We start from the raw sequence: 21,706 nt of genomic DNA on the forward strand, positions 1-21,706 counted from the left end.
CTCCAGCTCCTTAGAGCGAAATATTATTGAGGACGGCAGCGCAAAAAGTTATCAGCAGCAAACCCCCGAACTTCATCTTTCTTGTAATATTTTAATAGCTCATTGATCAAATTTTGGCTTAGGGCGGCATTTTCCAGCTTCTCGATGGATTTCGTGATGCCGTAAAAGTCTGAACCGATCCCGATGTGCCTTACCCCGCCGAGCGAACAATAATGATCGATATGCTTGATTAAATCGGGAATGGTCACGGTTTTGTTTTCACCCTTCTTGACAAAGCCCAAGGAATAAAACACATGGATCGTCCCGCCTTTCTCAAATATCGCTTTGGCCTGTTCGTCCGCTAGATTTCGCGTGTCGTCGCAGATCGCCCTGGCGTTGGAATGGCTTGAATACGGGTAATCCGCGAGCTCCATCACATCCCAGAACGCTTTCTCGCTCAAATGGGCTACATCGGTTAACCGCCGCTGGGCGTTATTCAAACGTACAATCTCCTTGCCGAAGCCGGTGAGCCCTGCGCCGCGCGGCTCCCACACGCCATCCGCGGCCAAATTGGCGTTGTTCCAGGTCAACCCGACGGAAAGAACGCCAAGCCGATACAACATTTGAAGCTAGCGCAAGTCATTGCCGATAGCGTCAACGCCTTCCAGTATCAGCATGGCGCCGATCTCCCCTTCCCGAAGAAGGTCAAAATCGCTCCATTCCTTGATGTGCTTCATTTCCGGATTTTTCCCCAGCACATCCTCATAAAAGTAATGAATTTGGTCGAGCGCGACCTGAAGTTTTTGCTCGACTTTCACGGCCGGCGGAACGAATATGGCGAAGCCTTGTGCCATGATCCCGCCCTGAAGCAAACGTTCTTTGTTCGCCGCAAGCTCATCTGAACAGCTGAATGTTAGCTGCCCATTCGATTTCCAAAGTTTCATAAGAAACATCGCAATGCGTATCGATAATGCACATAAGTCTCACCTTTCCTTGAAATGTTTACATTTCTTCCTTTATATCATATGTATGGCGGAAAAAGTGGGATATGGCCTTCCTACGGCCGACTGCGAAGCGATCCTAATGAGGTCCATCCTCCGACGAACCTGCCGGGTACTCACCCGCTTTCCGCCAATAAAAAAACGACCCTGCAGGTCGTTGTTCGTTTTCGTATAAGTGGCAGAAAGAGTGGGATGCGGCCGCCCGGCGGCTGACTGCGAAGCGATCCTCACGAAGCCCATCCTCCGACGACCCCCTCGGGTTCTCATCCACTTTCCACCTACAATAAAAACGACCCGACAGGTCGTTGTTCGTTTTCGTATTAGTGGCGGAAAGAGTGGGATTCGAACCCACGCACGGCTTGCGCCGCCTAGCTGATTTCGAGTCAGCCCCCTTGGGCCTCTTGGGTACCTTTCCGCAATAAGAAGAGACAAGCATTATAATATCATGAGTAGTGTAATGAATGCAAGCTTTTTTTCATTATTCCATAATTTTATTCTGTCGCATCCGTCGGCGCCTCCGAAGCCGCCTCCGCCGAACGCAGCACCTTCTTCAGCTTGCTCTCGAACTTGGCCCTCGGGACCAGTACGCTGTGCTTGCATCCGACGCACTTGATCCGGATATCCATGCCCATACGGATGATTTCCATCTCATTCGTACCGCAGGGATGCGGCTTTTTCATTTGCACGACATCCCCCAGACCATATTGCTTCTTCTCCATCAGGATCCCATCCTCTCTGAACGTTGAAGCGTCACTACTCGCGGATTCGGTGTCTCTACGCCGTTGGCGGCGAAAGCTCTCTTGATCTCCGCGTACAGCTTTCGCTGCACGGCGGGTTGCGTATTCGCTTTACATTCCACCGTTACCCTCAGAGTTACTTCCGAAGCGCCGAGGGTTTGAATGCCGAGCACCTCCGGCGCTTTAATCATATCTATGCTATTCTCGTAATGCGCTTTAACCGTTTCGTCCAGCACTTTCATCGCTTTCTCGATATCGGCCTCATAAGCAATCGTCACATCGATCACCGCAATGGAGTTATACAGCGAGAAGTTCGTCACCTGGGAAATCGTCCCGTTAGGGATGATATGAACCTCCCCGGTCCAGCTCTTCAATCGGGTCACCCGCAGCCCGATCTCCTCCACGGTACCCTTATAGGTCCCAGTCTGAATGACATCGCCTACTGCGAACTGATCCTCGAAAATAATGAAAAATCCGGTGATGACATCCTTCACAAGGCTCTGGGCCCCGAAGCCGATTGCCAATCCGACAACCCCAGCACCGGCAAGCACCGGACCGAGATTTACGCCGAATTGAGCCAGAATCATCAGGATCATAATAAAATTCACGGCATAGTTGGTGAAGTTCTCGAGCAGCTTCCCAATCGTCTTCGTTCTTCGGATATCGAGCTTCAAAGGATGCTTGTCACGTTCGCTGAGAATGTGCTGCAGCGCCTTCTGCACGATCTTCACCGTCAATCGTCCGACGATCAGAATCACGACGATCTTGATCAAGAGAATCAGGAGTCCGCCCCATAAGGCCGGGTCGGTCAAGTTTTTAATCAGTTCATATTGAAAATTCTTCCAGGCGTTAAACCATTGATCTGTGTTTGCTTCAATCTTGTGCAGCATAGGTAATCACCTGCCTATTTCAATTTATGCTAACATACTCATTTCCTTTTTTCAAAAAGATTCCGCGAATCTCGACCTTCTCTTCCGCAATGATATGGAGCACCTGATCCAGCGCCTCCTCCGGAAACTCCAGAGACAGCGCGCACCCAGCGGTAATTTGTTTCGGGGTGGGACACATGTCGTTCTCGATCTCCGCATATTCCAGGAGCATCTCCGCTCTCAATGCTTGTTGCGTTGAATCGAAAGCCATCAGCAGCAAGGCGAAACCTCCTCCTCAAATTCGATACGAGTACGTATAAAACCTTCCTACCAACCGTATACTAGTAAAAACCAGAATATAGAAGCAGCACCAGGATAAACGGCTACGCCGTCCTTGTCTTACAAGGACCAGCGCGTTTATCAAGGTTGATGCGAAGCTATAAGTTGCCAATACTTATAAATTCTTATCAACTGAAAAATCCCCACATTGGAGGCAAATCTATGAAACTTCCATTCTATAAAGATGTGAAAGCGTCCAAAGAATTAGAGCCGCTGAAAATCATGCATTCCGAAGCCGGAAGTGTCGAAAGCCTCTCCAACCGCCTGAGCCGGGCCTTACAGCAAGTATCCCCCGATCAACCCGTCGTCATCGTGTGCGTCGGAACGGACCGTTCCACTGGAGATGCCTTGGGGCCGCTCGTCGGAACGCATCTCAAAAAATTCAACCTGGAAGGCCTTCATTTATACGGCACGCTGGAGCATCCTGTTCACGCCATGAATTTAAACGAAACGCTGACCTCCATTCATCAGCACATTAATAATCCGTTTATTATTGGTGTCGATGCCTGCCTTGGACAGCTGACAAGCGTCGGCTGCATCCAAATCGGCGACGGCCCGGTCAAGCCGGGGGCCGGAGTTAACAAAGAGCTTCCTCCGGTCGGCAACATGCACGTGACTGGAATTGTAAACGTCGGTGGATTTATGGAATACTTCGTTCTGCAGAATACACGCCTTAGTCTGGTCATGAGCATGGCAGAAGTCATTGCCCAATCATTCCATTCCGCACTTGCCGGACGTTATCCTTTACGGACTACTTCTTTTGCGAGCATTGAATAATAGCCTCTTTCTCTTCCGGAGACAGCGTATATTTCGATTGGGCATGCTCAATGGGTTTGGCATATACGTAAGTATGATCCCGATTATGTATTCCCGTCAGGACAAATCCGCTTTGTTCCTCATCGAGCAGAGCGACAGAGAAGCTTAAATCGCTGCCGGCTTCGGCAAACGCATTGTATCGGTACATGCCGACATTCGATTTCATCGTTCGCATCTGTTTACGAATCTCATCAATGCGCAGGTCCGCTTCTCGGCTTCGATCCGCTTGTTCATTCAATCGCTCTTGCAGCTGAATCAAGAGTCCTTCAACACTCGTCTCGCCGCTTCCGTTCAACATTCGCACATAATTCCGGCGAAGCTTGTTCAACTTGATCCACATGGTGATAAGCAGTACAAGAAAAATAAATATCAACAATCCACAAGCTCCCAGTATAACCTCTACTGGGATATCCGTGTACGTGTTCCCCACTCCGTGTTTCCCCCTGCCGCTCCGATGTCTTAATTTACATGTTTGGCGATCTCTCGAACCGCTATTACCAACTGATCGATTTCTTGGTCTGTCGTAAACGCTCCAACGCTTGCCCGAACCGCACCGCGATCCATCGTTCCAGCCATTCCATGAGCCAACGGCGTACAATGAAACCCGGCCCTGACAGCAATTTGAAAAGATTGATCCAGAATAAAAGCAACCTCCGACGAATCCGCCTGACCTACGTTGAACGAGACGATTCCCGTTTTATTGTGCCCTAAGTCCGGCCCGAATAGAGTGACTCCTTCAATTTCCATCAGTCCGGCCATGAGCTTCTGAGTAAGCTCCCATTCTTTCTGATGGATGCGGCTTGGGGTTTCTTTGAGCACATATTTCACGCCTTCCACAAGCCCTGCGATCCCTACGGCGTTTTGCGTCCCGGATTCATACCGGTCCGGCCTCACGGTAGGTTGATCGACTGCTTCGGATTGACTTCCAGTCCCGCCATGCAACAGCGGCTCTAAATCCAACTCCGGACTAATATAAAGCCCTCCTGTTCCGAGTGGTCCGAGCAAGGCCTTATGCCCCGGAAACGCCAGCATATCGATCCCCAGCCGATCAACGTGGATGTCCAATGTACCGGCCGTCTGGGCCGCATCCACCAGCAGCTTGATCCCTCTATCGTGGCACAGCTGTCCTATAGCCTCAATCGGCAATATGCTTCCGAGCAGATTGGAGCTATGGCTGCATACGATCAATGTCGTAGTATCGCAAATGGCTTGGGCGATGGCGTCTATAGAAAGCTCACCCTTGCTATTGGTTTCCACATAAGTCACTTGGACGCGCTTCGTTTTCTTCAAGTATTCAAGCGGTCTGCGAACGGAATTATGCTCTACTGCGGTGCATATGACATGGTCGCCTTCTTTGACAAAGCCCTTGATGGCTTGATTCAATGCCATCGTCGTATTCAGCATGTAGGCAATATCATTCGGATTTTTCACTCCAAACAGCCGCGCTAGCTGCTTCCTTCCTTCAAACAGCACACGGCTGGCTTGTACCGCCATTGCGTGGCTCCCCCGTCCGGGGTTAGCGGCATAATGCTCCATACACTGCTGCATCGCTTTTAACACTTCAGGCGGCTTTGGCCATGAAGTAGCCGCGTGATCCAAATAAATTGTCATCGCTCTTCCGCTCCTTCCAGGCGAATATACACAAAGATAGCATACCTGGTTTGTCTGCTTCCGTCAGACAATTCCTGAGGTATGCTATGCTGCCGTTCATTAGGATGTTTTTCCCTGCAACAGCTCCAACAATCGGTCAAGATCATCTTTGGAATAGTACAGCAGTTCGATTTTCCCTTTATTATTCCCATGTTTAATCTTCACAGTCGTTCTATACATTTCCCGGAGACTTTCCTCCAGCTGGTTTATGTAGGGGTCCTTTTTCTTAGGCTTGGCTTTCGCTTTCTTGTTATCGGCCAGCTCTTCGAGCTTTTTAACCTCTTCCTCCAGCTCGCGGACACTCCACTGTTCCTTAATAGCCGTATCGGCAAGGGCTTTAATCAGTTTTTTATCCTTTAGCCCTACAATTGCTTTCGCATGTCCCATTGACAGTGTTCCACGTGAAACATATTGTTTCACCTCTTCCGGCAGTTGAAGCAGCCGCAGGAAGTTAGCGATATGCGAACGGCTCTTCCCTACTTTCATGGAAAGCTCTTCTTGAGTAAGAGAAAACTGGTCAATGAGCGCCTGGTATGCAATGGCAATCTCCAATGCATTTAAATCCTCACGCTGAACATTTTCAATCAGAGCAATTTCCATAACCTGCTGATCGGAAAGCTTCTTTACTACTGCAGGAATCGTAGCCATACCTGCTTTTTGCGATGCTCTAAATCGGCGTTCCCCTGCGATGATTTCGAAGCCTTTAAGTACGCTGCGTACGATAATCGGCTGAATGACGCCATGCTCTTTAATCGATTGCGCTAGCTCCTGGATAGATTCATCGTTGAAATTGCGGCGCGGCTGATACGGATTTGGCCGAAGCTGCGCTAATGGAATCTCCACTACTTTGTCATCTTCATTAATGCTGAGGGCCGGCAGCAGCGCATCTAACCCTTTTCCAAGCCGTTTGCTCATATTGACATCACTTCCTTTGCCAATTCCATATATACCTCCGCGCCCTTCGAGCGTGGATCGTACGTAATGATGGGCTGTCCATGGCTTGGAGCCTCACTGAGTCGCACATTCCTAGGAATGATGGTTTGATACACCTTCTGTTGAAAATACTTCTTCACTTCTTCGATAACCTGCATACCTAAATTGGTACGAGCATCGAACATCGTGAGTAGAACACCTTCGATTTGAAGCGACGTATTCAGATGCTTTTGCACGAGTCGAACCGTATTCAGCAGTTGGCTAAGCCCTTCCAACGCGTAGTATTCACACTGAATGGGAATAATGACTGAATCTGCAGCGGTTAATGAATTTACGGTTAAGATGCCCAGGGATGGCGGACAGTCGATTAATATGTAATCGAACATATGCTTTACGAGCTGCAACGACTTCTTCAAGCGAACTTCCCGGGAGATCGTTGGAACGAGTTCGATCTCGGCACCGGCCAATTGAATCGTAGCCGGAATAATTTTCAAGTTCTCGATCGTCGTATCCACCATGGCATCCTTCGGATGAACGTCATTAATAATGACGTCATAGATACAATATACTACATCAGCTTTGTTCACGCCGATCCCGCTTGTAGTATTGCCTTGCGGATCGATATCGACAAGCAGCACCCTCTTGCCGAGAGACGCTAATGAGGCACCTAAATTAACAGACGTCGTCGTTTTGCCGACTCCACCCTTCTGGTTGGTAATCGCAATTATTTTAGCCAAAATCAGTTCACCTCAAATACTAACTGGAATAATAGATTGAAAGAGTTGGGTTATAAAACAAAAAATGGTCACCAGAGAGCCGCGGGGTCTCCCCAATGACAATAACTGCAATCCGGTTTAATGGAGGTAAAGAAAGGCCTCGGGAAGAGGCCTATAAGCTCCAAACCAATATGGCACTAATAAAACAAATATGAAAACATGAATAATTATATTTTAACGCTTTGGAATGCGAATTACAATCTCATAATGATCTTCATGGTCTTGTTCCGTCGTATTGATCTGTAGCCCTGAGGAAGTGACCATATCCACCGATTGACGAATCGTATTAAGTGCTAAACGCACATCCTTGGAATAAGAAAAACGTTTCGTTTTAGTCTTTGCCGTTTTGACCGTCTCTTTAAGAAAAGCGATACGGGCTTCCGTTTGCTTCACGTTAAGCTCCTTGGAAATAATATCCTCCAAGACGCGAACCTGAAGCTCCTCTTGGTCTAGAGAAAGTAGCGCCCTTGCATGCCGCTCCGTAATCTTGCGTTCCATAAGCGCAAGCTTTACCGGCTCCGAGAGCTGAAGCAGACGAATTTTATTAGCAATCGTCGATTGGCTTTTACCTAGCCGTTGAGCAAGGCTTTCCTGGGTAAGCTGATGCATATCGATCAGCTGCTGGTACGCAATGGCCTCTTCAATAGCCGTTAAGCCTTCCCGCTGTAAATTCTCAATCAGGGCAATAGAAGCGGCCTGAGAATCGTTAAATTCACGAATTATCGCCGGAATCGTTTCATGTCCCAGCTTTTTCACGGCACGCCAACGACGCTCCCCGGCAATCAGCTCATAACGATTATCGCGGACCCTGACTACGATCGGCTGGATAATTCCATGCGTCTTAATGGTTTGACAAAGTTCATCGATACGTTCATCGTCAAAAATCGTCCGGGGCTGATATGGGCTAGGAACGATAGCATTGACAGGAACATTTTTGACTTCATCAGACTTTACATCATCTGTAGACGCTTTATCGACAAAACCGAATAATTTTGAAATTTGTTCCTTCATTTACGATAACCACCCGATCTTTTACCGATAAATAGGAAGCCTTATAGATTATAATTCTCCAGAAAGACCCAAAATCCTGCTTCCAAACAAAAAGAACTTAACCATTCAAAAGTTTGTCAAACTTCGGAGAAGAGCAGCATTTTTTCTGCTGCTTTACACAAGGATAACCGGCTACGCCGTCCTTGTCTTACAAGGACCAGCGCGTTTATCAAGGTTGATGCGAAGCTATAAGTTGCGAAAAACTTATAAATTCTTATCAACTAAAAATGCTGCCTTCCCCGTTCGCATTGTAGCAGAAGAAGAATTTAACCTTGGCGAAATGTTCCACGTGAAACACACATTATACTAGCGGCGACTTCAGTGGAGTGCCTGCCTTGCGCGGATATTTTGCAGGCGTAGCCCCCACCTTCTTGATCACGAGCATATGACGAGTCGATTCTTCTACCGGCAGCTGAAACCGATGGGTCATCTGCCATTTAGCCTTTAATTCCTTCAAGCTATAGGCCGCTTCGGTCAGCTCCCCTTCAACCTCGCTTCCTTTCATTGCAACGAACTGTCCCCCCACTCGGGTGAACGGCAAACAAAACTCATTCAGCACCGCCAAGCGTGCAACAGCTCTGGCTGTAACCATATCGTACCGGTCCCGATGAGCAGGCATTCGTGCTACATCTTCGGCACGTCCATGCAAGCAGTTTACACCGGGCAGCTCAAGCGCCTCGCATAAATGCGTCAGAAACTGAATTCTTTTATTCAAGGAATCGATAATCGTCACCTGTAGATGAGGAAATGCGATTTTCAAAGGTATGCTTGGAAATCCGGCGCCGGAGCCGATATCCGCTAACGTATGTATATCATTCATCGGCACAAAAAAAGCAACAGAGAGCGAATCGTAAAAATGCTTCACATACACTTGATCCCTCTCTGTAATGCCGGTTAAATTCATTCGCTCATTCCAGTCCACGAGCTCCCGATAATAAAGCTCAAACTGCTCAAGCTGCCGCTGGGAAAGTTGCATCCCTTTGGCAGCCAGCAGTTCGATAAAGTGTTGTTGTACGGAATCCATTAAGAACCTCTCACTGCAAGAACTTTATTGTAGTGCTCCAAATGAACCAACAGAATCGAAATATCCGCCGGCGTAACGCCGGCAATACGCGATGCTTGCCCGATGGAGATCGGACGGATTTTGCTCAGCTTCTGCTTGGCTTCCGTTGCAATGCCGTGAACCTCTTCATAAATGATGTCATCTGGAATTTTCTTCTGTTCCATCTTCCGGAGCCGTTCCACTTGTGCCAGCTGCTTCTCGATGTAGCCGGAGTACTTCACTTGAATTTCAACCTGCTCCATCATATCCTCCGTCAGCTCGGCCGGAGAAGGCGAGACGGAGTGAATGTGTTCGTACATGATTTCAGGCCGGCGCAGCAGCGACAGCAAATCGACCGAATTGTTGATTTGCGTACTGTCCAAGGAACCCAGCAGCTCATTCACTTCCGCCGGTTTCACCTTCGTCGTTTTCAACCGCTCCAGCTCTTCCTCCACCTTGTGCATCTTGGCTTGGAAACGCGCAAACCGCTCATCCGAGATCAATCCGATGTCATGGCCGATCGGCGTGAGCCGCAGATCCGCATTGTCATGACGAAGCAGCAAACGATATTCCGCACGCGAAGTGAGCAGGCGGTAAGGCTCATTCGTTCCTTTGGTTACAAGGTCGTCGATCAAGACGCCGATGTAAGCTTCCGAACGGTCAAGAATCACCGGTTCCTTCCCTTGCGCCTTGCGAGCCGCATTGATTCCGGCCATAATGCCCTGTCCTGCCGCTTCCTCATATCCCGATGTGCCGTTGATTTGACCTGCCGTGAACAGTCCTTCCACGATCTTCGTCTCCAGAGACGGCTTCAATTGGGTTGGAACGACAGCATCATATTCGATCGCATATCCCGTACGCATCATCTCAACCTTTTCCAAGCCCGGGATGGAACGCAGAATTTGCAGCTGCACATCCTCAGGCATGCTTGTAGAGAGGCCTTGAACATAATATTCCTTCGTATTGCGGCCTTCCGGCTCCAGGAAAATTTGATGCTTCGGCTTGTCGCTGAAACGAACGATTTTATCTTCAATGGACGGGCAGTAACGCGGCCCGGTCCCTTCAATTGCTCCCGAAAACATCGGGGCCCGATGCAAATTATCGTTGATGATTTGATGGGTTTCTTCCGAAGTATAGGTCAACCAGCACGGAAGCTGATTCGGAACCTCCTCCGTCGTTTCGTAGGAGAAGAACTTCGGCTTCTCGTCCCCCGGTTGAATCGTCGTTTTTGAGAAATCGATCGAGTCCTCATGCACCCGCGGCGGCGTACCGGTCTTGAAGCGCACGAGCTCTAGGCCGTGCTTCCGCAAATCCTCGGACAGCTTAACCGCCGGCTGCTGGTTGTTTGGACCGCTTTCGTACATCAGCTCGCCCATAATGATTTTGCCGCGCAAATAAGTGCCGGTCGTGAGCACGACCGTTTTGCCAATATATTGTGCGCCCGTTTTCGTTACGACGCCTTTGCAAACGCCGTCTTCCACGATCAGTTCTTCCACCAGGCCTTGGCGAAGTGTCAAATGCTCCGTCTTTTCAATCGTTTCCTTCATCATATGTTGATACAGGAATTTATCCGCTTGCGCGCGCAGGGCGTGAACGGCAGGACCTTTCCCCGTATTCAGCATGCGAAGCTGAATGTAGGTTTTATCGATATTGCGTCCCATCTCACCGCCAAGCGCATCGATTTCCCGTACAACATGGCCTTTTGCCGGTCCCCCAATCGAGGGATTGCATGGCATAAACGCCACCATATCCAGGTTAATCGTCAGCAGCAGCGTTTCGGAGCCCATTCGAGCCGCGGCCAATGCCGCTTCGACGCCGGCATGCCCAGCTCCGATTACAATTACATCATATTGTCCTGCTTTATAACTCATGGTCTTAAACCTCCCTTGCCTTTCTTTTAGTTTATTTACCCAAGCAAAATTGAGAAAAAATTTGATCTATTAAAGAATCGCCCACGGAATCTCCGATAATTTCGCCGAGATCCTCCCATGCGTTCCGAATATCGATTTGAACCATATCTATAGGAACATACGTTTCTGTAGCTTCAAAGGCTTCAAGCAGCGAAGCTTTGGCCTTCTTCAGCAAATGAATATGCCTTGCATTGCTGACATAAGTCAGATCACTTGATTCTACCTGACCGCTGAAGAAAATGCTAGCGATAGCTTTTTCCAAGTCTACAATGCCCTGCTGGTTGATGATCGACATACGGACTACTCTCTCGGAACCGAACGTGCGTTCCAGAACATCCGCTTCAATCCGCTGAGGAAGATCCAGCTTATTAATGATCGCGATCACCTGCCGCCCCTCCAGCTGCTCCAGCATGGCCCGCTCGTCAGGGGTCAGCGGTTCCGCCCCATTGAAGACGAGAAGGATCAAGTCCGCTTCCGACAGCGCTTGACGCGATTTTTCGACGCCGATTTGTTCCACGATATCGCTCGTTTCGCGGATTCCCGCCGTATCGAGCAGCTTCAGCGGGATGCCATTTACATGCACGTACTCTTCCACGACATCCCTTGTCGTACCGGCAATTTCCGTAACGATGGCCCGCTCCTCCTGAGCGAGCGTATTCAGCAGCGAAGATTTCCCGACGTTCGGTCTTCCGACGATAGCCGTAACGAGCCCTTCTCTTAGAATCTTGCCCTGCTCCGCTGACGCAAGCAGCCGGTCGATCTCCGCCATGGCGTCCGTGCATTTATTTTTGATAAAAGCATTCGTCATCTCTTCAACATCATGCTCGGGGTAATCGATGTTTACTTCGATATGCGCCATGAGTTCGACGAGCTGCTGCCTGAGCGCCTTGATTTTCTTGGACAGGCTGCCCTCGGACTGCTTCATCGCCACCCGGAATGCGCGGTCCGACTTGGCCCGAATGAGATCGATGACCGCCTCCGCCTGGGACAAATCAATCCGGCCGTTCAAGAACGCCCGTTTCGTGAATTCGCCGGGCTCCGCAAGCCTTGCTCCGTATTCCAATATAAGATCCAGTACCTTGCGCACCGACACGAAGCCGCCATGACAGCTAATCTCGACGACATCCTCCCTTGTAAAAGAACGCGGTCCGCGCATGACCGTCACCAGTACCTCTTCGATACGGGCTCCGGTCGAAGGCTCCTCGATAAATCCGTAATGCACCGTGTGTGTCGGAACCTCCGACAATTTATTTTTTCCTCGAAACACGCGATCCGAGATAAGCACCGCGTCGTCTCCGCTTACCCGGATCACCGCGATGCCCCCTTCCCCCATGGGAGTGGCAATCGCCGCAATGGTGTCTTCTATCATAGCTGCACCTCGATTTTCTTAACAAACTGGAACCTGGGAAATGCGGAGCTCTATCCTCCATCTTTCCTGCGAAACATGGAAACTATGGAGCCCCTTATTCCACTAAAGAAAAAGCAATGAGGTCATAACGGACATGACATCATTGCAAATGGTAATTAGCGCATAACGATAACGACTCTCCGATTGGGCTCATCGCCGCGGCTGAACGTCCGAACCTTGGGATGCTGCTGCAGCTGCGTATGAATGACTTTGCGTTCCTGCGGAGGCATCGGCTCCAGAAGCACTTCCTTCTTCGTCCGGATGACCCGCTCCGCCAGACGTTCCGCGAGCTCTTGAAGCGTCTTCTTCCGGCGTTCACGGAAATGCTCCGCGTCGAGCACGATGCGAAGATGATGATCCGAAAACCGGTTGGCGACGATGTTGACCAAATATTGAAGCGCATCCAAAGTCTGGCCGCGGCGCCCGATCAGCATGCCGAGCTCCTCCCCGAACAAATGAATCTCCGGTTCCTCGGCATCCCTGTTCAGCTCGATCCGCACCTTCAAGTCTATCGTCTGAACGACCTCTTCAAGAAAACGCACCGCTTCTTCGAGCGCATCGGGGATGCGCTCCAGCTCCACCTTCGCCTCCCGCGCGCCGATCAACCCGAATAAGCCTTTGGCCGGCTGCTCCAACACTTGGACCTTGACCCGATCCTCGGTCGTATTCCATTCGAGCAGCCCGCTGCGAACGGCTTCTTCGATCGTTTTGCCAGTTACCACGATTTTCTTCATATCATCCGGCCCACCTTATTTGTCAGATGCGTTTTTCTTAGGCCTACCATAGATAAAATAAGATTGAACAATCGTGAACGTATTGCTGTAAATCCAGTAGAGCGGCAGTGCGGAAGCGAAGTTCATCGCCATGACGAAGATCATGACCGGGAAGATAAACATCAGGCTCTGCATTTGCTGGTTCATCTGCGAAGACATCATCTTCTGTTGGAAGTACGTCGTCAGCGCGGCCAGCAGCGGCAAAATATAGAAAGGATCCTTCGTGCCGAGCTGCATCCATAAGAAGGAATGCTCGCTGATGTGATGGTTCCGCATGATGGCGTTATAGAGTGCGATCAGAACCGGCATTTGTACGACTAAAGGCAAGCAGCCGGCCAGCGGATTGACGCCTTCCTTCTGAAACAGCTTCATTGTCTCTTCCTGCTGCTTCTTCGCGTCGTCCTTATATTTTTCCTTCAGCTTCTTCAGTTCAGGTTGCAATTCCTGCATCCGCTTGGAGCTGCGGTATTGTTTCAACGTAAGCGGTAAAATGATGAGCCGGATTATCACGGTCACGACAAGAATGGATAAGCCATAGCTTCCTCCGAGCAATTGGGCGAACCAATCCAGGGTATTCGCCAAAGGACCTACGAAATACTTGTCCCATGTGCTAGTCGTTGGGTCGATAGGTGATGTGCGAGCACTGGTGCTGCATCCCGCCAGCAGCAATAGTATCAATAAGAACGGCATGTATTTCGCAAGTCGACGAGTCAAAATCATATCCTCCCAGATTCATTCTTTTCCAATAATACACTATACCATATTTCCGGACACAAAGAAACTAATCCGCCCTATTCGTTCGTTCGGGGCGAAGCAGCAGCGATGCGCGCTTCAGAACGTGCAGCACGCTCTTCTCCAATTCGTGATAATCCATCTCCGCCGCCGGCTTCCGGGCAAGCAAGATCAGGTCGTACCCGCCGGGAATCCGGGCCGCATTCAGCCGGACGATTTCCTTCAGCATCCGGCGGATCCGGTTGCGGACCACCGCATTGCCGAGCTTCTTGCTGACGGATACGCCGAGCCGGAACTCCTCTTGCTGCCGCTTCACCATATAATATAGAACGAATTGATGATTCGCAGCCGATTTGCCGTGACGGTACACCTTATCGAAATATTCCCTCTTGGTCAAACGATTCTTCTTATCCAAAGTCGCAATTCGCTCCATTCCAGGTTGCACGGCTGCGCCGAAGCTCCGGTTCAAACGCATACTTCCTGAATTTTATAAAAAGCGGGCAACCGGACCCTGACCGTAACCGCCTTAGCCATCCCTATCCTTAACGATTTGCTCCGGTTTTAAACGGTCCGGGGCGTTCACCCGCAGCCTCTTTTCCCTCAAAAAACAAAAAAGACCACTCTGCGGTGGTCTTTGCCATTATGCGCTCAATACTTTTCTGCCTTTAAGACGACGAGCAGCGAGTACCTTACGACCATTCTTGGTAGCCATTCTTTTACGGAACCCGTGAACCTTCTTATGTTTACGAACATTCGGCTTGTATGTTGGTCTCATGCGTGCACCTCCTAGCGAACCCTGCGGTCCCAAAAATACCTTTTAACATTAAAACACTTCACACCGCAAATGTCAACGTCCCGCCCAAGAAAAGTTATGCACAACCCGCAGCAAGTTTTACCTCCCGACGGCCTGTGTATAAATAAAAATAGGTTTCGCACGTAATTTGTCGAATTAAACACAGTTTATTAACAATATCTTGTGTTGTTGATAAGTTCTGTACACAACCTATAGGAAATGTGGATAAGCCTAAACATTCCGTTGCGAACTAGGGTGGATTTTGATATCATGAATATGTTTTCGGTTGTGGATACTCTTATTTTTCAACAAAATTATCAACAGGCTGTGGATATCTTTGTGAACAAAGTTCCGGCCCTCTGCATAAATTTTTCAGACTCGTTCTGCATAATGTGGATAGATCCGACAAGATTCCTTAATATTCTACACCAGCGCGGGTTCAGCCATACCGGTTATTTATTTGAAGGAGTGAATACATTGTGGAAAGCCATCCTCATGAGCAGTGGCACCAGGTACTTTCAATATTGCAAAAAAGGGTGAGCAAACCAAGCTACGAGACGTGGCTTGCATCCACAAGAGCGGTGGCTTTCAGTGACTCCAAGGTGGTCATCTGCACTCCCAATAAATTTGCGCGGGAATGGCTGGAGGACCGGTACACGAAGCATATAAAAGAAGCCATTCAGGACTTCAGCGGAAAGCAAGTCGAACTCAAATTCATCATCGAAGACGAACCCGAAGCTTTCATAACTCCCGCCTCCCCTGCCGCCAAGCCCGTGAAAGATCAGCCTCCGGCCGCTCCCGAGGAAACGTTCAATCATATGATGAACCCGAAATATACATTCGATACGTTTGTCATCGGCTCCGGCAACCGGTTTGCGCACGCCGCATCGCTGGCCGTCGCCGAAGCGCCGGCCAAAGCCTACAATCCGCTCTTTCTGTACGGGGGCGTGGGGCTCGGCAAAACGCATCTGATGCATGCCATCGGGCATTATGTCCTGGATCATAATCCGCGTGCGCGGGTGCTTTATATTTCTTCCGAAAAATTTACCAATGAGTTCATCAATGCGGTCCGCGATAACCGCGGCGAAGATTTCCGCAACAAATACCGGACGATCGACGTGCTGCTGATCGACGATATCCAGTTTCTGGCCGGCAAGGAAGGAACGCAGGAGGAATTTTTCCATACGTTCAATGCGCTCCACGAGGAACGCAAGCAGATCATCATCTCCAGTGACCGTCCGCCGAAGGAAATTCCGACGCTGGAGGAACGGCTGAGATCCCGCTTCGAGTGGGGACTGATCACCGATATTCAGCCGCCGGACCTGGAGACGCGGATTGCGATTCTCCGCAAGAAGGCGAAGGCGGAGAACCTGGACATCCCTAACGAGGCGATCGTCTACATAGCGAACCAGATCGATTCCAACATCCGCGAGCTGGAAGGCGCTTTGATCCGTGTCGTAGCGTATTCCAGTCTGATTAACGAAGACATTACGTCGCATCTCGCCGCGGAAGCGCTCAAGGATATTATTCCGAGCAGCCGGCCGAAGGTCATTACGATTCAAGACATCCAGCAGAAGGTCGGGGAGTTCTACGGGATGAAGCTGGAGGATTTCAAAGCGCGCAAGCGGACCAAGTCGGTAGCCTTCCCCAGACAAATCGCGATGTATCTCGCCAGGGAAATGACCGATTTCTCGCTGCCGAAGATCGGCGAAGCGTTCGGCGGCCGCGACCATACCACCGTCATCCATGCCCACGAGAAAATTACCGATGCGCTTAAGGTGGATCAGGAATTATATAAAATCATTCAGAATCTTACCGAAAAAGTAAAAAACGCCACGATGTAGATGGTGGCCCGTTTCTATCCTGCGATCCCCAACTGAATAAGTCCAAGCCTATGCACAATGTATACACATGTGGATAGGCTTTATTTTTGCGGTATGCACTCACATATCCACATATCCAGAGGCCCTACTACTATTACTAATAAAAAACATGTAAAATAGAGTAGGTGTCCACATCCGGATATCTTCCGGCAAGGAGCGGTGCATTGCACACTTTTCAACAACTAATACAAGAATATGCCGAACTTATCCCATAATAGAACTGTAGGAGTGAATCATTTTGAAATTAACCGTTCTTAAAGAATATTTGAATGAATCCATTCAGCATGTGTCTAAGGCCATTTCCAGCAAAACGACCATACCGATTCTGACCGGCATCAAGATCGATGTGGATTCTACCGGAATGACACTGACGGCCAGCGATACGGATATTTCGATCCAAAGCTTCATTCCGATGGAGAAGAACGAAATCCAGGTCATTGATTTGAAACAATCCGGAAGTGTCGTGCTGCCTTCCAAATTTTTTGTGGAGATCATCCGGAAGCTGCCGGCGCAGCATGTGGAGATTGAGGTCAAGGACCATTTTCAAACGACCATCCGCTCCGGTTCCTCGGAAATTCAGCTCGTCGGCCTGGATCCCGAAGAATATCCGATTATGCCGGGCATTGAGGAGAACAAGAGCGTTCAAATACCGAGCGACCTGCTGAAAACCATGATCAAGCAGACTTCGTTGGCCGTCTCGACGAATGAAGCGACCCCGATTCTGACCGGCATTCTCTGGACGATTGCAGGGGGGAAGCTGAAGTTCACGGCCTGTGACCGTCACCGTCTGGCTACCCGGGAAACAAATGTGGATACGGATCCGGACTTTACGCTTAATAACATTTCCATTTCAGGCAAAACTTTGAATGAATTGTCCAAAATTCTGCCGGATCAGAATGCGCTGATCGAAATTGTCTTTGCGGAGAACCAGGTGCTCTTCAAGATGAGCAACATCTTGTTCTATACGCGCATCCTGGATGGAACCTATCCGGATACGTCCAAGCTGATCCCCCAGGCTTATCAGACCGAGCTGGTCGTCGATACCCAGAAGCTGACGGAAGCGATCGACCGCGCGTACTTGCTGTCCCGCGAAGAGAAGACGAACATCGTCAAGCTGGTGATGAGGGAGGATTCGACGCTTGAAATTTCTTCGAGCTCGTCCGAGCTCGGGAAAGTAACGGAGGAGCTGGATACATTCAGCTTGACCGGGGAGCTGCTGCGCATTTCATTCAACTCCAAATATATGCTCGATGCGCTGAAGGTGATGGACAGCGAACAAATTCAGATCGGATTCACCGGCGCCATGCAGCCGATCATCATTCGTCCCGAAGAGGGCGCGAATTTGCTGCAGCTGATTTTACCGTATCGTACGACAGGCTAAAGGAGCGTTCACGCATGAAAACGATCGCCATACACACGGAATATATTACGCTCGGCCAATTTCTGAAGCTGGCGGACTGCATCGCTACGGGCGGCCATGCCAAATTTTTTCTTCAGGAAACCGCCGTCTTCGTCAATGGAGAGCCGGAGAACCGCCGCGGGCGCAAGCTGGTCGCCCAGGACCGGGTGAAGGTGGAGGGCTGCGGAGAGTTTCAAGTGGTGCAGGGCTAAGCTCTTGCCCCGGGCACCCGCCCTGAGGAGGAAATGGTTTGCTGCTGAAGAAATTGGCGTTACAAGATTACCGGAACTACGGCCGGATGGACTTCGCGACCGATCAGATGGTCAATATCATCGTAGGTCCCAATGCCCAGGGAAAGACGAATCTGCTCGAATCGATTTATGTGCTGGCCCTGACCAAGTCTCATCGGACCCACCAGGATAAAGAGCTGATCCGCTGGAACTCACCGGCCACGTCGCTCCATGCGGAGGTAGAGAAGCGCTACGGGAGCGTCACCCTTGACCTCTCGATCGCCTCACAGGGGAAGAAAGCCAAGGTGAACGGGCTCGAGCAGCGGAAGCTGAGCAATTTCATCGGATCCCTCAATGTCGTGATGTTCGCTCCGGAGGACCTCGAGATCGTTAAGGGCTCGCCCGGCGTGCGCCGGAGGTTCCTCGACATGGAGATCGGCCAGGTGCATCCCGCCTATCTGTACGATTTGTCGCAATACAACAAAATATTGATGCAGCGCAATAATTATCTGAAGCAGCTGTTCGTTTCACGCGGCGCTCCGACGCTGCTCGAGGTATGGAATGAGCAGTTGGTTCAATTTGGTACTAAAATTGTGAAAAAACGTCAAAGCTTTATAAAGAAGCTGCAAAATTGGGCGGAGAAGATTCATGCGGGTATCACCAACGGTCAGGAACAGCTGCGGATTGAGTACGACAGTTCGCTGCAGGCGGCGCTGGAGGAAGATGAAGCTGTTTTATTTGACCATTTTATGATAAAGTTATCACAGGCGAAGGATCAGGAATTGCGCCGCGGTGTAACGATGGTAGGCCCTCACCGGGACGATCTGCGGTTTTATATTAACGGCAAGGAAGTGCAAACCTACGGGTCGCAGGGCCAGCAGCGCACCACGGCGCTGTCCCTTAAGCTAGCCGAGATCGAGCTCATCCATGAGGAAGTCGGCGAATATCCTCTGCTGCTGCTGGACGACGTGCTGTCGGAGCTGGACCGCTACCGCCAGACCCAGCTGATCGAAACGTTCCAGAGCAAGGTTCAAACCTTTATCACGACGACCGGAATCGAAAGTATTGATTTGTCCAAATTGGAAAGCGCTTCTGTCATCCATGTTCAGGACGGAAGCTTGATATAGATCATCTTGCTGAATAAGGAGTTGGCCGGAGGATGTTCATCCATTTGGGCGGGGAGAAGATTATTCGCGCATCGGAACTTGTCGCCATCTTTGACTTATCCATTGAAAAATCTTCGAAAATTTCGAAGCAATTTATAAATTTCGCCACGAAGGACAAGAAGCTCGAGATCATCGGAGACGAAGAGAGCAAGTCTCTTGTGGTCACGCAGTCCAAAGTGTATTATTCTCCAATTTCTTCCATGACCTTGAAGAAACGGGCGCACCAATTATTAACGAATTAACGGCGATGCCGCGCGGCATGGCGATTGACAGAATCTTTCTATCTCGGAAAAGTGGGTGTCTGCATGTCTGTAAATCCAAATACAACCTATGACGAAAGTCAAATACAGGTGCTGGAAGGTCTTGAAGCCGTTCGGAAACGTCCGGGGATGTATATCGGATCGACCAGCGCCAGAGGGCTCCATCACTTGGTCTGGGAAGTCGTAGATAATAGTATTGACGAGGCCTTGGCCGGATATTGCACGAAGATCGACGTCATTGTTCATAAGGACAACAGCATCACCGTCATCGATAACGGCCGAGGGATTCCGGTCGGGGAGAACGCGAAGCTGAAGCGGCCTACGCTCGAAGTCGTATTGACCGTACTTCATGCGGGCGGTAAGTTCGGCGGCGAGGGCTACAAGGTGTCCGGCGGTCTGCATGGCGTCGGCGTATCCGTCGTTAACGCGCTGTCCAAGAAGCTGATCGTCACGGTCAAACGGGACGGCCAGATCCATCAGCAGGAATACAGTAAAGGGGTTCCCCAATACGATGTGAAAATTATCGGCGAGACCGAAGATACCGGTACGACCGTTAACTTTTGGCCGGATGAGGAAATCTTCAGCGAGACGACGGAATACGAATACGACACGCTGCAAGGCCGGATCCGCGAGCTCGCTTTCTTGAATAAAGGCATTGAAATTACGCTCACCGACGAACGGACCGACGTCTCGAATTCCTTCATGTATGAGGGCGGCATCATCTCCTTCGTGGAGCATTTGAACCGCAACCGCGAAGCGGTGCACCAACCGCCGATCTATGTGGAGGGCGAGAAGGACAATATCACTGTCGAGGTAGCCCTTCAGTACAACGACAGCTATACCGAAAATATTTATTCGTTCGCGAACAACATCAACACGCATGAGGGCGGAACGCACGAATCCGGATTCAAAAGCGCGTTGACGCGGATTCTGAACGATTACGCGCGCAAGAACAATGCGATCAAGGACAACGATTCCAATTTGTCCGGCGACGATGTGCGCGAAGGCCTTACGGCCATCATTTCCGTGAAAATACCGGAGCCGCAGTTCGAGGGGCAGACGAAGACCAAGCTGGGCAACAGCGAGGTTCGGGGGATCGTCGAATCCCTGTTTGCGGAGAAATTTCAGGAATTCCTCGATGAGAATCCGGCCATCGCGAAGCGGATCGTGGAGAAGGGCGTCCAAGCCCAGCGGGCGCGCGAAGCGGCCCGTAAAGCCCGCGAGCTGACCCGGCGGAAGAGCGCGCTCGAGGTGAGCTCCCTGCCGGGCAAGCTAGCCGACTGCTCGTCGAAGGACGCTTCCATCAGCGAAGTGTACATCGTCGAAGGTGACTCCGCCGGCGGCTCCGCCAAGCAGGGGCGCGACCGCCACTTCCAAGCGATTTTGCCGCTTCGCGGTAAGATTCTGAACGTCGAGAAGGCGCGTCTGGACAAGATTTTGTCCAATGCGGAGATCCGTGCGATTATTACGGCGCTCGGAACGGGGATCGGAGACGATTTCGACATTACGAAGGCCCGTTATCACAAGGTCATTATTATGACCGATGCGGACGTCGACGGCGCGCACATTCGTACGCTGCTGCTCACGTTCTTCTACCGCTACATGAGAAAAATTATCGAAGCCGGCTATATTTATATCGCTCAGCCGCCGCTTTATAAGCTGGAAAGAAACAAGACGGCACGTTATGCCTATAACGATAAACAGCGGGACGCCATTATGGCGGAATTCGGCGAAGGCGCGAAAGTCAACGTACAGCGCTATAAAGGTCTCGGCGAGATGAACCCGGGTCAATTGTGGGAAACGACGATGGATCCGGAGAGCCGCACGCTGCTGCAGGTCAGCATTCAGGAAGCGATCGAGGCGGACGTTCTGTTCGATACTCTGATGGGCGACAACGTCGAGCCGCGCCGTGATTTCATTCAGCAGCATGCCAAGTTCGTGAAGAACTTGGATTTCTAAA

At 50.3% G+C, this 21,706-nt stretch carries 22 protein-coding genes, 1 tRNA gene and 1 pseudogene; 7 read left to right on the forward strand and 17 right to left on the reverse strand.

What is annotated here, in order from left to right; genetic code table 11:
* Positions 1-23: 23 nt before the first annotated feature.
* From O9H85_RS34830 to O9H85_RS34850, 5 genes and pseudogenes are all read right to left on the reverse strand, one after another.
* A pseudogene (locus O9H85_RS34830) lies at positions 24-957 on the reverse strand (dipeptidase).
* Positions 958-1,304: 347 nt separating this feature from the next.
* Positions 1,305-1,395: transfer RNA gene (locus tag O9H85_RS34835), tRNA-Ser, on the reverse strand.
* 76 nt (positions 1,396-1,471) lie between these two features.
* Positions 1,472-1,699 carry a DUF951 domain-containing protein gene (locus tag O9H85_RS34840; protein ID WP_269885960.1) on the reverse strand — a complete coding sequence of 76 codons (228 nt, stop codon included), beginning with the start codon at positions 1,697-1,699 and terminating at the stop codon, positions 1,472-1,474.
* Positions 1,699-2,607 carry a mechanosensitive ion channel family protein gene (locus O9H85_RS34845; RefSeq protein WP_269885961.1) on the reverse strand — a complete coding sequence of 303 codons (909 nt, stop codon included), beginning with the start codon at positions 2,605-2,607 and terminating at the stop codon, positions 1,699-1,701. Before O9H85_RS34845 ends, O9H85_RS34840 begins: the two co-directional genes overlap by 1 nt.
* Before the next feature lie 19 nt (positions 2,608-2,626).
* Positions 2,627-2,866, reverse strand: a complete 240-nt coding sequence (locus O9H85_RS34850) for a DUF3343 domain-containing protein (RefSeq protein WP_269885962.1) — start codon at positions 2,864-2,866, stop codon at positions 2,627-2,629.
* Between the two features lie 221 nt (positions 2,867-3,087).
* Between O9H85_RS34850 and yyaC the strand changes: the two genes are divergently transcribed.
* Positions 3,088-3,702 carry a spore protease YyaC gene (yyaC, locus tag O9H85_RS34855; protein WP_269885963.1) on the forward strand — a complete coding sequence of 205 codons (615 nt, stop codon included), beginning with the start codon at positions 3,088-3,090 and terminating at the stop codon, positions 3,700-3,702.
* On the opposite strand, the gene O9H85_RS34860 is transcribed toward yyaC, so the two are convergent.
* From O9H85_RS34860 to rpmH, 12 genes are all read right to left on the reverse strand, one after another.
* Positions 3,677-4,171 (reverse strand): DUF4446 family protein, encoded by a 495-nt coding sequence (locus tag O9H85_RS34860; RefSeq protein WP_269885964.1) that lies wholly within the window; start codon positions 4,169-4,171, stop codon positions 3,677-3,679. The genes yyaC and O9H85_RS34860 overlap by 26 nt on opposite strands.
* A gap of 29 nt (positions 4,172-4,200) precedes the next feature.
* Positions 4,201-5,352 carry an aminotransferase class V-fold PLP-dependent enzyme gene (locus O9H85_RS34865; RefSeq protein WP_269885965.1) on the reverse strand — a complete coding sequence of 384 codons (1,152 nt, stop codon included), beginning with the start codon at positions 5,350-5,352 and terminating at the stop codon, positions 4,201-4,203.
* 99 nt (positions 5,353-5,451) lie between these two features.
* Positions 5,452-6,306, reverse strand: a complete 855-nt coding sequence (locus tag O9H85_RS34870; RefSeq protein ID WP_269885966.1) for a ParB/RepB/Spo0J family partition protein — start codon at positions 6,304-6,306, stop codon at positions 5,452-5,454.
* On the reverse strand, positions 6,303-7,061 hold the full coding sequence (locus tag O9H85_RS34875; RefSeq protein WP_269885967.1) for a ParA family protein: 759 nt from the start codon (positions 7,059-7,061) through the stop codon (positions 6,303-6,305). Before O9H85_RS34875 ends, O9H85_RS34870 begins: the two co-directional genes overlap by 4 nt.
* Positions 7,062-7,274: 213 nt before the next feature.
* Entirely contained in the window at positions 7,275-8,111 is an 837-nt protein-coding gene (noc, locus tag O9H85_RS34880; RefSeq protein WP_269885968.1) for a nucleoid occlusion protein, read from the reverse strand.
* Positions 8,112-8,451: 340 nt separating this feature from the next.
* On the reverse strand, positions 8,452-9,174 hold the full coding sequence (rsmG, locus tag O9H85_RS34885; protein ID WP_269885969.1) for a 16S rRNA (guanine(527)-N(7))-methyltransferase RsmG: 723 nt from the start codon (positions 9,172-9,174) through the stop codon (positions 8,452-8,454).
* On the reverse strand, positions 9,174-11,063 hold the full coding sequence (gene mnmG / locus O9H85_RS34890; RefSeq protein ID WP_269885970.1) for a tRNA uridine-5-carboxymethylaminomethyl(34) synthesis enzyme MnmG: 1,890 nt from the start codon (positions 11,061-11,063) through the stop codon (positions 9,174-9,176). Before mnmG ends, rsmG begins: the two co-directional genes overlap by 1 nt.
* Positions 11,064-11,094: 31 nt before the next feature.
* Positions 11,095-12,471 carry a tRNA uridine-5-carboxymethylaminomethyl(34) synthesis GTPase MnmE gene (gene mnmE, locus O9H85_RS34895; protein ID WP_269885971.1) on the reverse strand — a complete coding sequence of 459 codons (1,377 nt, stop codon included), beginning with the start codon at positions 12,469-12,471 and terminating at the stop codon, positions 11,095-11,097.
* Positions 12,472-12,626: 155 nt separating this feature from the next.
* Entirely contained in the window at positions 12,627-13,244 is a 618-nt protein-coding gene (jag, locus tag O9H85_RS34900; protein WP_269885972.1) for an RNA-binding cell elongation regulator Jag/EloR, read from the reverse strand.
* A gap of 15 nt (positions 13,245-13,259) precedes the next feature.
* Positions 13,260-13,997, reverse strand: a complete 738-nt coding sequence (gene yidC / locus O9H85_RS34905; protein WP_269885973.1) for a membrane protein insertase YidC — start codon at positions 13,995-13,997, stop codon at positions 13,260-13,262.
* A gap of 67 nt (positions 13,998-14,064) precedes the next feature.
* Positions 14,065-14,430 carry a ribonuclease P protein component gene (gene rnpA / locus O9H85_RS34910; protein WP_269885985.1) on the reverse strand — a complete coding sequence of 122 codons (366 nt, stop codon included), beginning with the start codon at positions 14,428-14,430 and terminating at the stop codon, positions 14,065-14,067.
* A gap of 225 nt (positions 14,431-14,655) precedes the next feature.
* On the reverse strand, positions 14,656-14,790 hold the full coding sequence (rpmH, locus tag O9H85_RS34915; RefSeq protein WP_269885974.1) for a 50S ribosomal protein L34: 135 nt from the start codon (positions 14,788-14,790) through the stop codon (positions 14,656-14,658).
* Between the two features lie 497 nt (positions 14,791-15,287).
* Between rpmH and dnaA the strand changes: the two genes are divergently transcribed.
* From dnaA to gyrB, 6 genes are all read left to right on the forward strand, one after another.
* Entirely contained in the window at positions 15,288-16,652 is a 1,365-nt protein-coding gene (dnaA, locus tag O9H85_RS34920; RefSeq protein WP_269885975.1) for a chromosomal replication initiator protein DnaA, read from the forward strand.
* 277 nt (positions 16,653-16,929) lie between these two features.
* The gene (gene dnaN / locus O9H85_RS34925; RefSeq protein WP_269885976.1) at positions 16,930-18,072 is read left to right on the forward strand and encodes a DNA polymerase III subunit beta; all 1,143 of its coding nucleotides are present in this window, start codon (positions 16,930-16,932) and stop codon (positions 18,070-18,072) included.
* A gap of 14 nt (positions 18,073-18,086) precedes the next feature.
* The gene (yaaA, locus tag O9H85_RS34930; protein ID WP_269885977.1) at positions 18,087-18,302 is read left to right on the forward strand and encodes a S4 domain-containing protein YaaA; all 216 of its coding nucleotides are present in this window, start codon (positions 18,087-18,089) and stop codon (positions 18,300-18,302) included.
* A 38-nt stretch (positions 18,303-18,340) separates the two neighbouring features.
* Positions 18,341-19,447, forward strand: coding sequence for a DNA replication/repair protein RecF (recF, locus tag O9H85_RS34935; RefSeq protein ID WP_269885978.1), 1,107 nt, complete (start codon positions 18,341-18,343; stop codon positions 19,445-19,447).
* 32 nt (positions 19,448-19,479) lie between these two features.
* Entirely contained in the window at positions 19,480-19,728 is a 249-nt protein-coding gene (gene remB, locus O9H85_RS34940; RefSeq protein WP_269885979.1) for an extracellular matrix regulator RemB, read from the forward strand.
* A 63-nt stretch (positions 19,729-19,791) separates the two neighbouring features.
* Entirely contained in the window at positions 19,792-21,705 is a 1,914-nt protein-coding gene (gene gyrB, locus O9H85_RS34945; RefSeq protein ID WP_269885980.1) for a DNA topoisomerase (ATP-hydrolyzing) subunit B, read from the forward strand.
* Position 21,706: the final 1 nt, after the last annotated feature.

Source organism: Paenibacillus gyeongsangnamensis, from assembly GCF_027533625.1.
Classification (GTDB): Bacteria; Bacillota; Bacilli; order Paenibacillales; family NBRC-103111; genus Paenibacillus_G; species Paenibacillus_G gyeongsangnamensis.